12 protein-coding genes are annotated in these 12,330 nt (G+C 65.5%); 4 read left to right on the forward strand and 8 right to left on the reverse strand.

Features of this window, described 5'->3' with window-relative positions; all coding sequences use genetic code 11:
• Positions 1-7: 7 nt before the first annotated feature.
• From CV102_RS04245 to CV102_RS04260, 4 genes are all read right to left on the reverse strand, one after another.
• Positions 8-943 (reverse strand): metallophosphoesterase family protein, encoded by a 936-nt coding sequence (locus tag CV102_RS04245; protein WP_148856656.1) that lies wholly within the window; start codon positions 941-943, stop codon positions 8-10.
• 75 nt (positions 944-1,018) lie between these two features.
• Complete coding sequence (locus CV102_RS04250; protein ID WP_148856657.1) at positions 1,019-1,849, reverse strand: phosphosulfolactate synthase; 831 nt, start codon at positions 1,847-1,849, stop codon at positions 1,019-1,021.
• Positions 1,850-2,263: 414 nt separating this feature from the next.
• Positions 2,264-3,613, reverse strand: a complete 1,350-nt coding sequence (locus CV102_RS04255; protein ID WP_148856658.1) for an MmgE/PrpD family protein — start codon at positions 3,611-3,613, stop codon at positions 2,264-2,266.
• 64 nt (positions 3,614-3,677) lie between these two features.
• The gene (locus CV102_RS04260; protein ID WP_233710629.1) at positions 3,678-4,220 is read right to left on the reverse strand and encodes a cupin domain-containing protein; all 543 of its coding nucleotides are present in this window, start codon (positions 4,218-4,220) and stop codon (positions 3,678-3,680) included.
• Positions 4,221-4,558: 338 nt separating this feature from the next.
• Between CV102_RS04260 and CV102_RS04265 the strand changes: the two genes are divergently transcribed.
• Positions 4,559-5,659, forward strand: coding sequence for a glutamate-cysteine ligase family protein (locus CV102_RS04265; RefSeq protein ID WP_148856660.1), 1,101 nt, complete (start codon positions 4,559-4,561; stop codon positions 5,657-5,659).
• Positions 5,660-5,663: 4 nt separating this feature from the next.
• Here the strand turns inward: CV102_RS04265 and CV102_RS04270 are convergent, their stop codons facing one another.
• Together CV102_RS04270 and CV102_RS04275 are read right to left on the reverse strand one after the other, a co-directional pair.
• Complete coding sequence (locus tag CV102_RS04270; RefSeq protein WP_148856661.1) at positions 5,664-6,503, reverse strand: ABC transporter permease; 840 nt, start codon at positions 6,501-6,503, stop codon at positions 5,664-5,666.
• Positions 6,504-6,670: 167 nt separating this feature from the next.
• Complete coding sequence (locus CV102_RS04275) at positions 6,671-7,234, reverse strand: DUF6789 family protein (RefSeq protein WP_394349475.1); 564 nt, start codon at positions 7,232-7,234, stop codon at positions 6,671-6,673.
• A gap of 254 nt (positions 7,235-7,488) precedes the next feature.
• On the opposite strand from CV102_RS04275, the gene larE reads away from it, so the two are divergent.
• From larE to CV102_RS04290, 3 genes are all read left to right on the forward strand, one after another.
• Positions 7,489-8,346 (forward strand): ATP-dependent sacrificial sulfur transferase LarE, encoded by an 858-nt coding sequence (gene larE / locus CV102_RS04280; RefSeq protein WP_148856663.1) that lies wholly within the window; start codon positions 7,489-7,491, stop codon positions 8,344-8,346.
• 119 nt (positions 8,347-8,465) lie between these two features.
• Positions 8,466-9,704 (forward strand): glycosyltransferase, encoded by a 1,239-nt coding sequence (locus CV102_RS04285; protein WP_148856664.1) that lies wholly within the window; start codon positions 8,466-8,468, stop codon positions 9,702-9,704.
• A gap of 188 nt (positions 9,705-9,892) precedes the next feature.
• The gene (locus CV102_RS04290; RefSeq protein WP_148856665.1) at positions 9,893-10,240 is read left to right on the forward strand and encodes a hypothetical protein; all 348 of its coding nucleotides are present in this window, start codon (positions 9,893-9,895) and stop codon (positions 10,238-10,240) included.
• Positions 10,241-10,806: 566 nt separating this feature from the next.
• Here CV102_RS04290 and CV102_RS04295 read toward each other — a convergent pair.
• Both CV102_RS04295 and CV102_RS26970 read right to left on the reverse strand, forming a co-directional pair.
• On the reverse strand, positions 10,807-12,126 hold the full coding sequence (locus CV102_RS04295) for an MFS transporter (protein ID WP_148856666.1): 1,320 nt from the start codon (positions 12,124-12,126) through the stop codon (positions 10,807-10,809).
• A gap of 10 nt (positions 12,127-12,136) precedes the next feature.
• Positions 12,137-12,259: a hypothetical protein gene (locus tag CV102_RS26970; RefSeq protein WP_267903113.1), complete on the reverse strand. Its 123-nt coding sequence runs from the start codon at positions 12,257-12,259 to the stop codon at positions 12,137-12,139.
• Positions 12,260-12,330 lie beyond the last annotated feature (71 nt).

Consider the following 12,330-nt stretch of genomic DNA (forward strand, 5'->3'; position numbering starts at 1 on the left):
CAGACCGTTACGCGAAGTCGTCGACGAGCGGAAACGTCGCCTGCTGGGCCGCCGACAGCAGGACGCGGTCTTTCTCGTAGCCGTGAGCGATCGACTCGACCATCCCGTCGCCGTCGGTGAGGGGGACGAGACGGACGACCGTCCCCCGCTCGTCGACCTCGAGCACCAGTATCGCGTGGGGGAACGAGGAGACCGCCGGGACGGTCAGTTCCGTGACACCGTCGGCACGTTCGATCGCGGGAAAGTGAAGGTGACCGGTGACGACGAGCGCCACGTCGTGGCGCACGAGCAGTTCGACCAGCGGCTCGGGGTTGGAGAAGCCGGGAACCTCCCCGGCGACGGGCAACTCCGCGCGGTATCGCTCGTAGAGGTCCCCCGTCGCCGGCAGGTTGTGGTGGACGACGACGATCGATCTGTCGGCGTCGGACTCGGCTAACGCCTCGTCGAGCCACATCAACTGCTCGGCGTCGACGCGACCGTCCCACGTCTCCGCGGGCGATCCCGGGCTCGCGGCGTGGCTGTCGAGGCCGAACACCTCGAGGTCGCTGAACCCGACGCGAAACGGTAGCCCGCCGGGGGTATACCGGTCCTCGAACGACGGGATCGGCAGCGACTCGTGCTCGTCGAACGTCGTCGGGAAGTCGTGGTTGCCCGGCACCGCGACCGTCGGCGGATCGAAGTCGGTGAGGTCGTCGAACAGGTCGAACTCCGACGGATCGCCGTTGCGCGTCAGATCGCCGGCGACGACGACGCCGTCCAGATCACGTTCGTTTACCGCGTCGACGGCCGCCCGGAGATGTCGTTCGGTCCGGTGGAAGACCTTCCAGGTACCCGTCGCGTCCGTCGCGAGGTGAACGTCGGAGACGACGGCGAGCCGGGTCGGCTCGGTCGCCGTCGGCCGCTCGAGGCGGGCGAGGAGCTGTCCGGAGTGGGGTCGCTTCATCGGTGTCGCGTTCAACGGTGACGAGACGGGTAACGATCCTCCCGACACTCGCCGGAAGGGGGCGGCGATCTCGAATCAATCGGAATCGTAGCTCGCGATCCGTCCCCACGTCGACTTCTTCCCCCACAGCCCCGAGCGCATGCACTCGAGTTCGACGATCTGGGAGTTGTCGACGAACAGGTTCACTCGCGGCCCGAACTGCTTGATGTACCACTCGAACACCTCGGGATCGGCGGCTTCGAAGACGCAGTTCTCGATCCCGAGTTCGGTCGCGATCTCGAAGGCGACGTCGGTTCGCCAGTCGCGCACCTGCTCGGTGATGCCTTCGGACTCGACCATCACCTTGTACGCGCCGGCCTCGAGGTGGCGCCGCCCTTCCTCGATCGCGCTCGTCGGGTCGACCGCCGACTCGGCCTCGAGTTCCTCGACGCGCGAGGCGCCGCCGGCGCCGAACTGGACGTTGATCTCGGGCTTCGCCTTCAGCCCGTGGTCCTGGACCAGTTCCGTCAGTGCAACCATGTCGTCGACGTCGATGGCGAGGAAGCCGCTCGAGACCTCGACGATGTCGAACCCGATATCGGCGGCCTCCTCGACGTAGCGCTCGACCTGGTCGTAGTCCCGGATCAGCACGTGCTCGATGAACCCACCAGTCGAGACCAGCACGTCGTGCTCGTGGCAGATCCCGATCAGTTGCTCGACGACGTCTTCGGGCATCAGCGCGAACGAGCCGCCGGAGAACTTGTAACTGTCGACGTAGTTGCCCATCGTCTCGAGGATGTCCCGGAGTTCTCGCGGCCCCATCGGGTCGTAGTAGGGGCCCCGAATTTCGGTGATGCCGTTCTCTCGCGGCTTCGCCTCGCGGTCGTTGACGTGCAGGAAGTCGAACGCGCGGTCTGTGTCGGGCATGGAAGTTCGACCACGAGCAGGACCAAAACGCTGTCACACGGCTCCGCTGACGCGCTCAATAGTGAAAGAGATTCGGTAGATGCGTTCCAGACAGGGGAACCGCGTATCGCTTCGGTTCAGCGAACTCTCCTGCGGTGGCGCACGCTGTCGGCCGACTGAGCGCAAGCGAGGGCGGTCGGCGATGCCGTGCGAGGGATGAGCGAGCGACGTGAGGAGCGAGCGAATCGGCTGGGGAGGGCGTGGTGATTCCGTGTGTTCGTGCGAGCAGAACCTGATGTCGTAAGTATCACTGCGAACGCCCCTGGCCCCTTTCAGCCCCACCCGACGGCGGTTGGCTGACACTGCAGCCTCGACGCCGGCCGTTCAATTCGCTTCCCCACCCAACAGCGGCTCGTTACGCGGATTCAAACGCGATCAGGCGAGCAGCGCCGTCAGATCCGCCACGTCGCGGTCCTCGAGCGAGCGGATCACCTCCCGAATCTCGTCGCGGCGCTCGGCGTCGACGCGGTCCTCGGTGACCGTTTCGAACTTGGCTTCGAGCCCCTCCCACCTGATCGGATTCGTCGGGTGGCCCCGGAAGGCGTCCTTCTCGACGCGGTAGGTGGTGCCGTCGTCCATCGTGACGTCGATGACGGCGGGCATCTCGCCGTTCTCGAAGCGCTCGGTGAGGTCGGGATCCTCGGTGACGTCGACGATTCGCAGCAGGTCCTGGACGTCGTTCCGACGGATCCGCTCGGGTTCGTACTGCGCGAGCGAGAGGTCGCGGTCGAGCAGCGCCGCGGCGAGCATGTACGGCAGCGAGTGGTCCGCCTGGGCGCGGCTGGCGACCTCGTAGCGGTTCCCCTCGCCGCCGCCGATGATGAGTTTCGCGCCGGCGAACGTCTCGAGTTTGATCGCCGTGACGTCGTCGGGATCGAGGTCCTGCTGCTCGGCGAGTTCGATGATCCCCTCGACCGCCGACTGGGCGTACGTCTCGGCGACGTACCGTTTCGTCATGACGTCGTGGACGCGCTCGCCGGGCGTCAGGTCGACCTCGAACGGGCCGGCGACGACGTCCTGCCATCCCTTCTGCCCCTCGAAGACGTTCCGCGGTCCCGTCACGCCGTTTTTTGCCAGCATCGCCGCGTAGACCGCGTTTCGCACCGCGTTGGCGGAGGCGAGTCCCTTCCACTCGGTGATCCCGCCCGTCCTGGTGACCCGCAGGGCGTTGTGGCCCGTGGCGGCGATGGCGATCGCGTTTCGGGTCGCCTCGAGGTCGAGTCCGAGGAGTTTCGACGCGCCCGCGGCCGCCGAGATGACGGTGTGCGTGACGTGGTCGAATCCGCGGTCCCGAACCGGCGCGTTCCACGCCAGTTCGCCCTGGATCTCGTAGGCGACGGCGAGGCCCGCGAGCAGTTCCTCGCCCGAGGCGTCGGCGTACTCTCCCGCTGCGACGACCGCGCCGATATTGTCGCTCGGGTGGGGCGTCTCGCCGGGCGCGAGGTACGAGTCCATGTAGTCGAGATACCGGACGAGCGCCGTGTTGTGCATCGCCGCCTGAACGGGCGACGCGCGCTCGCCGCGTCGCCAGAGCGTACAGGGGCCGTCTCCCTCGAGGTCCGTCACCGTCTCGTATACCGCCTGCGGTGGATCGGCAACTTCGGCGGCGAGCGCGATCCCGACCGAGTCGAGCAGGCGGCGCTTGAGGGCGTCGCGAACGTCCGCGGAGAGGTCGTCGGAGCCGGTTTCCTGGACGAACTCCGCGAACTCGAGCGTCGTGGCCATAGGCCGCGCTTCCACGACCACTATCAAACCTCTTGGCGTGCGACGGTCCCGCCAGCCCGCCCGGTCACGCGCTCTCGCCGTCGCGCTCGTATCGCGCCCGATGTCCCGCGAGCCGACCCACCGGCGCGGTCGCCGAGGCTAGCACTCGCTGTACCGGGATCGGGACGCCGGCGAGAGCGAACTCCTCGCGGTACGCGTCCGCGAGCACCGCTAGCTGGAGCGGCCCCGGCAAGCCCCACTCGTTGGTCTCGCCGTCGCGAGCGAGGCCGTGTATCGTCTCGAAGAACGATTTGAGCTCGAGGCCGGGCCGCAGTTCGACGACCGCGTGCATCTCGTTGGACCCGTCGTTCCAGACGGTGTGCGGCGTGTCGGAGAGGATGGAAAACCGCGTCCCCGGCGTCGCCGTCCACTCGTCGCCGTCGATCCGGACGCCGAGCCGTCCCGACTGGACCGCGAACCGCTCCTCCTGGTTCGGGTGGACGTGGTCGACCTTCCCGACCGCGAACCCGCCCGGCTCGAGAGTGTAATCGAACCGGAGCACCGCATCGGTTTCCTCGCGAAACGCGAGCCGCTCGCCTGTCACTGGATTCTCGAGTGTTCGTCTCATTGTCATTTCTCGGTGGCTGCCGGCGCCTCGAGTGGGCTTCACCGTACCCCGGCAAAAAGCGACCACCAGCCCTCGCCGAGCGCGGCTGAAGCGAGCCGGGGCGATCCCGGCGACCGGCGGCTCCTGTCGCCCGGAAACCCGCCAGTCCGATGATAACGCATAAAATACAGCCGGCTGTTGCAGGCACGATAGGTTCCGCGAAACGCCCCCTCGTTATACCAACGGCAGTCTACGCTGGCGTGCGTTCTGGAGGCTTGAATCGGGTCGCCGACTATCAGAATCGGGCCGTCGACTACCGGCGAATCGGGCCGGCGACTATCGAGGATCTCAACCGAACAATGAATACGAGTCTCGAAGTCGAGTACTGGGTGGTCGATAGCGACGGCGAACTCGCGTCTCCGGGATCGCTCGCGGACGTCTCCGAACACACCGAGCGGGAGTTCGTCGGTCCGCTGTTCGAACTGAAGACGCCGCCGTGCGAGTCGATGCCGGCGCTCCGGCAGACCTTCGTCGAACAACTGGACGAGGTCCTCACCGAGGCTGAACGAGTGGACAAGCGCCTCGTCCCACTGGGGACGCCGATCAACTGTGACGAGATCGATCGGCGCCCCGGCGAACGCGGCCGGATCCAGAAGGAGGTCGTCGGCGCAAACTTCGACTACGCGAAGTACTGCGCCGGAACGCACGTTCACTTCGAGAAGCGAAACGTCACGGATCAACTCAACACGCTCATCGCGCTGGATCCCGCACTCGCGCTCGTCAACTCCTCGCCGTACTTCCAGGGCGAACGCATCGCCAACGGCGCCCGAGCGTACTGCTATCGGAAGAAAGGGTACGCGAACTACCCGAAACACGGCCAGCTCTGGCGCTACGTCGAGAACGTCGGCGAGTGGCACCGCCGCCTCGAGCACCGCTTCGAGGAGTTCAAGACGGCAGCACTCGAGGAGGGAGTCGACGAGGCGGCGGTCGACGCCAACTTCTCGTCGGACGACGTCGTCTGGACGCCGGTTCGACTGCGCGACGAGATGCCGACCGTCGAGTGGCGCTCGCCCGACGCGGCACTGCCGAGCCAGCTCCTTCGGCTGACCGACGAAATGCGCGCGGTGATAGAGACGGTGCCCAATACCAACGTACAGATCGACGACGGTGACGACAGCGAAAGCGGGGCCGGCCACGTCACGAGCGAGGGGATCACGCTCCCTGAGTTCGACACCACCTGCGATCTCGCCGAGGCGGCCATGCACGACGGACTCGAGTCGGCTCCGGTCGCGAACTACCTCGACCGGATGGGGTTCTCGATCGGCGACTATCACCCGATCTCGACGCAGATCGACGGCCGCCAGTACGTGACGAAAAGCGACGCCAGAGACCTGCGCCTCGAGTACGCGAGTCGTCTCGAGGCCGACGTCGAGCGACTGGCGGCGACGACCGACGGCTAACGGGTTAGAGGATGCCCGTAATGAACGCCAGTCCCATCCCGACGAGCACGACCGCGGTGATCGTCGGCAGGTACGGCGTGTACCGTTCGATTCGCTCGCGGTAGTGTTCGTAGCCCGCGATCAACAGCAGCGTCGGGGCGATGATCGCGACGATGACGGCTAGCGAATAGATCACCATCAACTCGAGGCAGGAGTCCGTCCCGACGCAGATCGCCAGGATCTGGATCGGTTCTTCGTGGGCGAATCCGAGCAGCAGGGCGGTCGTCCCGAGCGCGACCAGTCCGCGCTCGGCGTGCTCTTCGCTGAGATGTTGATGACCGCCTCCGCCGGGAAGCACAGCGCGGATCCGCTCGAGGAGGCCAGGTTCCGCGTCGTCGTGGTCGTGAGCGTCGGTCTCGTCGACACGCTCGCCGCCGTTGGTGTGATAATGGTCGTGCTCGTGCTGATCGTGATGGCCGTCTTCGGCGTGCCGATCGTAGCCGTGTGAGCCATCGTGGTCGTGATCGTGACCATCAGCGTGGTCGTGGTCGTCGTGATCGTGCATTCCGTGGCCGCCGTGTCGGTACTCGTGGATGCCGAGCAGGATCAGCAGCGTTCCGGCGACGTATCGGAGCCACGGCCCCTCGGCGAACTCGGCGAACGTGCTGAACCAGAAGTACGCCAGGACGAGCACGACGCTGCTGATCAGGTGACCGACGCCGAGTATCGTCGCGGCGACGAATCCGGAGAGCCAGCGACGCTGCCGGTTCAGCGCGTACGTCGCGGCGATCGGCCAGCCGTGATCCGGCAACACGCCGTGGACGAACCCGATCAGGACGACGCCGGCGACGAGCCCGATTTCCATGCCGGTTATCGGTATTCCGTGGGGATGGATGTTGTGATCGCGGTGAATTCACTTCCTTCCGTTTGGTAACGCCCTTCGTACAGAGGGAGAGAATCTCGAAAGTTCGTCGTAGACACCCACGTTGGTAGAACGGTCGAGAGCAGCGGAAAAACGCGGGTGGCGGGTGCTCAGTTGCCGTCGTCGTACTCGTACTCCTCTTCCGGATCCTGGACGCCCTCGGTCCGGGAGCCGACCCACGCGCCGAGCGAGAGTCCGTATACGAGGTGGGCAGCGTGGAACAGCGCGAGTTCGTCGGCGTCGAGGCGGATATCCAGCAGTTCCTTCAGCATGACCTGCGAGCCGAACGCGGACAGCGCCATCCCGAAGACAGATCCCCAGACGAGGCCGCGCTGTTCGGGTTCGATCGAGCGGTCGGCGTCGAACAGGGCGAACAGCGCGCCGAAAATCATCCCGCCCTGGATTCCGTACGCGAAGTGGAGGATCAGCCCGACGAGCGGATGATCCTCGGGATCGCCACCGGTGACGTACTTCGCCCAGAAGTTGGCCGACGGCGGCAGGGAACGCAGGATCGGCAGCCGAAACGCGGTCATGATGAGCGTCGCGACGAAGCCCGCCTGAATTCCGCGGATGGCTGCCGAGACCGCGTGCGCACCGCGCGAGTAGTTGTCACTCTCCTCGGTGTGTCCCTCGGTATCGGCGCTCGGTCGGAGCCGTCGGAGTCGGGTGAGCATAGTGGCCACGGACTGAAGCATACGGCCCATATCGACTTAACTTTCCGGCGCGCTGCTGACGGCCGTGTTCGGAGACGACGCTGCGTATTTTAACACAAACACCATTTCGATCAATTCGGTTGCCGTACCGTATACGCCGAACGCTACCGCTGCCGACTCCAGCCTCGAGAGAGAGAGAACGGAACCTTCGCGGCGACGAACGGCGATCGGTCGACGACAACGCGCTTTTGCCCGTCCGGGACGAACGGGGGGTCATGACACGGGTCGAGGCGAAACTCGAGGCCGCACGCGCCGACCTCGCATCTCACGACGGCGTGCTGATCGCGTTCTCCGGCGGGGTCGACTCGAGCGTGGTGGCCGCGCTCGCCCACGACGCCTTAGGCGAGGACGCAGTGGCCTGCACCGCGAAGAGCGAGACCCTCCCCGAGGCCGAACTCGAGGACGCCAGACGGGTCGCCGAGGAGATCGGCATCCGCCACGAGATCGTCGAGTTCTCCGAACTCGAGAGCGACGCGTTCGTCGAGAACGATGACGATCGCTGCTATCACTGTCGGACGATGCGACTTGGCGAGATGATCGAGACCGCTCGCGACCTGGAGGTCGGAACGGTCTGCGACGGGACCAACGCCGACGACCCGGGCGCCGGCCACCGGCCGGGGCTGCAGGCCGTCGACGAACTCGAGATCCACTCGCCGCTGCTGGCTCACGACATCTCGAAGGAAGAGGTCCGACGGATCGCCGAGCACTACGGCCTCTCGGTCGCCGACAAGCCCTCGATGGCCTGTCTCTCCTCGCGCATCCCGACAGGGCTCGAGGTCACCGAAGATCGGCTCACCCGGGTCGAGCAGGCCGAGGCGCTGCTCCGCCAGTGGGGGTTCGAGCAGTTCCGCGTCCGGGACCACGACGGCCTCGCCCGTATCGAGGTCTCACCCGACGAACTCGAGCGCGCGCTCGAACTCGAGTTCGTCGAGACCGTCCGGGAAGCGCTCTCGGAGATCGGCTTCGAGCACGTCACGCTGGATCTCCACGGCTACCGGACCGGCAGCGTCAGTCCCGGTGAGGACGAGGCCGTCGTCGAGGATGTCTTCGCCACGGAGTCCGAATCCGATTAATCGTCGGATCGACGGTTCGACCGCGGCTTTCTCGCGCCGGCGGACCGGTTCAGTATAGAGACTGTCACTAACTGGTGAAAAACAGTAACCCGGATAGCGGACGTACTGGGTTACGGACAATGCATCTCGTAGAGACAGCGGACCGAAACCTGTCGGCCTACGATCCGTACATCGACGATCGACGGCGGCAGACGATCCGAGAAGCCGCGGACGAGCTGGCGGGCGAGCGGATCGGTCACGTGAACTCGACCGCGAGCGGCGGTGGCGTCGCCGAGATCCTCCACGCGCTGGTCCCGCTTTCGGTCGACGTCGGCGTCGACGTCGACTGGTACGTTATGGACGCTCCCAACGAGTTTTACACCGTCACCAAGACGATTCACAACGCCCTGCAGGGCGACCGCGCCCCGTTTCTCGACGAGATGCGCGAGACCTACCGGCGTGTTACGCGCGAGAACGCGGCCGACCTCGAGGAGGAGTACGATACGATCGTGCTCCACGATCCCCAGTCGCTGGGCATGGCTCCGCTGCTCGCCGAGCGGTTTCCGGAGACGACGCTCGTCTGGCGCTGTCACATCGATCTGACGGCGGCGGCGACCCCGTATCTCGAGTTCGTCCGCTCGTTTCTCGATCCGATCGATCACACGATCGTCAGCCGGTCGTCGTACGGCGAACGGTTATCCGACGTCGCACAGACCGTCGTTCACCCCGCCATCGATCCCCTGACCGAAAAGAACTGCCCGCTCGAGGAGTTGCCAGACAACGCGCCCGATTCCGACGACTACCCGTTCGAGACGGACCGGCCGCTGATCGTCCAGGTGTCGCGGTTCGATCCGTGGAAGGACCCGCTGGGCGTGGTCGAGGCGTACCGGGACGTCGCGGCGTCGATCCCCGACGTCCAACTCGTCCTCGCCGGGGGGATGCCCGACGACGATCCCGAAGGAATGGAGGTCTACCGCGAAGTGGCGGCCGAAACCGAGAACGACGCCGACGTCCACCTCCTGACCGATCTGCCCGACGCCGGAATCAACGTCCTTCAGCGAAGCGCCGACGTCGTCCTCCAGAAGTCGTTCCGGGAGGGGTTCGCCCTGACCGTCTCGGAGGCGCTGTGGAAGGAGACACCCGTCGTCGGCTCGAACGTCGGCGGGATTCCGCTACAGATCGACGACGGAACCAACGGGTATCTCGTCGAGCCGAACGACGTCGGCGCGGCCGCCGATCGCACCGTCCAGTTGCTCACTGACGACGAGCTACGCCCGCAGCTCGGCCGAGGTGGTCGAGAGACGGTTCGCGAGCGGTTTCTGCTTCCCCGCCTGCTGGAGGATTACCTCACGATAGTCGTCGAGGAGGCCGACTCCTGATCGGCCGACCCCGCGACCCAGGCACAAATCCACCGACCGTCCAGACATATCGGCCACGGAAACGTATCCGAACAGAATATAACCATCTTAACTCACAGAATCGCTCATTAGGCGGATTTATCGACCAGAGTCCGGAAATATTGCACAGTTCGACACGAACGTAGCCGTTCCGGCAGTATCGGTGATCGATGGACGACGTGCCGTCGGAGTGGGAGATCGAAACAGCGCGGAGCTATACGCAGGCCCACAGCGACCGCGAACTGCAGTATCGAACGTATCGGCACGAATCGGACGACCTGCGAGTGAAGGTCGCGCCAGCGTCGCTCGACGGCTCGGACCACCCCGGCTACGCGCTCACGGCGACGAGCTATCCGGGGCTCGACTGTTCCGAGACGATCCAGGTCAGGACGGTACTGACGTTCGACCGCTGTGAACGGATCGCCGACCGGTTCATGCGGTTGTTCTCGGCCAGTTACGACGGCAGGCTCGAGGAGGCGCTCGAGTACACCTACCAGCGAACGCGAGACCACCGGTGAGCCGCGGGGCTCCGACGATAGTACCCACTGTAAGTCGATGCACACCCGATCGCACTGTCCGCGGTTCTCGCGTGCGTCGCTCACGCCGAACCGCGCACCTGTCGTGCGAACGGTGTGTAAATCGGTTCAGTTGCCACTATCAGTAGTTGGCAATGCGGTTTCGTTATTCAATTTTGGTGCCGAATCTGAGTCGGTCGAATCGTTACGTAGGTGAGCTTAGTGAACGGTTGTTCCGACTCGATCGTTCGCGAACGAAGTGAGCGATTCACCGCCGAAGCGGGGTGAAACCCCGCGACGGCGGCCTTTTTTCATCGAATCCGCGAGCGTTCAGCGCTCGCGGGCCCATCAGAAATTTCTGATTTCTGAGGACGTTTTTTGGCGAGGGTCGAGCGACTGGCTGTCAGCCAGTCGCGACGCCCTCGTTAAAAAAGTTCGCTGTACTGAACACGAGTTTCACGACCAACGCTGAATAACGAAATCGTGCTACAATTTGCTGCGGTACTATTTCGAGAAGCACTTCACTCGTCTCCTCGACGGTCGTCCGGCCCTCCAGGCGATGAGGGTGCTCAGTCGTCCGCGGACGACGGTTCGGTCACCGCCAGTTCTGGTGCCGGCTGCGTTCGGTAGAGGGCACTCGAGAGGCCGACCGAGGCGAGTGCGAGCACGAGGAAGACGACGAACCCGGTCGCGTACCCCGCGGTACCGTGAAGATCGACGAAGACGCCGAGTACCGGCGGGACGACGAAGCCGCCAAACGCGCCGAGTCCACCGACGAGACCCGACGCGCCGCCGACGGCTTCCGGTACGTACGTCGGAACGAGCTGGAAGACGGCCGCGTTGGCGACGCCCATTCCGGCGCCGAGCAACACGGTAGCGGCGAGCGCGGGCACGAACTCGCGCGTGAGCACGAGGACGCTCGCGGCCACGGCGACGGCGACGAAGCTCGCGATCGCGGTCCGCTCCCCGCCGATCCGGTCGCTCGCGATGCCACCCGGAATTCGAATTGCCGCCGCGAGCAGCGTAAACGCCAGGGCGGTCAGGACGCCGGCGCGCTGGATGCCGACGCCGTGGACGGCGGTCCAGTACGAGGGGAGCCAGACGGTCAACGCAAGGAAGCCACCGAACGACGTGAAGAACAGTGCGACGAGCACCCACGTTCGGGAGACGCTCGCCGCGTCGCGGAGCGAGGCGGCCGCGTTCCCGTTCGGGAACAGCTCCTGGCCGCGCTCGCTCGCCCGTCGTTTCGCCCGCGAGCGACCGATCCCCCGCTTCGTGAACTGGAAGTACGGCGCGTCGACGGCGAGGATCGCGTACCCGATCGTTCCCAGCACGAGGAAGGCGAACCAGCCGAGATAGGCGCCGGTCAGACCGAACGAGGCGAGTGCGAGCGGAACGAGCAGCGTGAAGATAGCCGGCGAACTGTTACCGAGGCCGGCGTAGACTGCGAGCACCGTCCCCTGTTGATCCGTCGGGTACCAGTACGACGTCTGGGCGATCCCGACCGAGAACGTCGCGATGCCACAGCCACTCAGGGCCCCAAAGACGAAGACGACCGGGAAGTGTCGCATCGTGAGACCGTCGGGGTAGGCCGTCAGGAGGAGAACCGACAGTCCGCCCATGCCGACGATGGAGAGGCCGAGCAGGATCAGGAACGGACGCTTCGCGCCGACGTCCTCGACCCAGGCGCCGAAGGGAATTCGGAGCAAGGACCCCGTTAGCTGTGGCGCGGCGACGAGCAAGCCGAGCAACAATCCGGACAGACCCATGGGTCCCTGAAACTCGGCTGCGACGGGTCCGTAGAGGACGACTCCGGCGAACCCGACGAAGAAACCGAGCGTCGCGGCGACGAGGCCTCGTCGCGGAGTCCCGTGTACCTGGTCGGTCATCGGTCTCGTCTCAGACGCCCGCCCCGAGGCGTTCCGCGGCGTCGCGTTCGGCCCGTGGCTCGAGGCTACCCCCACACCAGGTCGGTTCGGTCGACCGCATCCGTCGAACGCGTCTCGTCGCCGGGAGTTCCATCACCCGACCCACCTCCGACGGTCGAACGACAGGCCGAGTAGTTTACACTCACAAAGGAGATCGAGATTGTG

Source organism: Natronococcus pandeyae (genome assembly GCF_008122205.1).
Lineage (GTDB): Archaea > Halobacteriota > Halobacteria > Halobacteriales > Natrialbaceae > Natronococcus > Natronococcus pandeyae.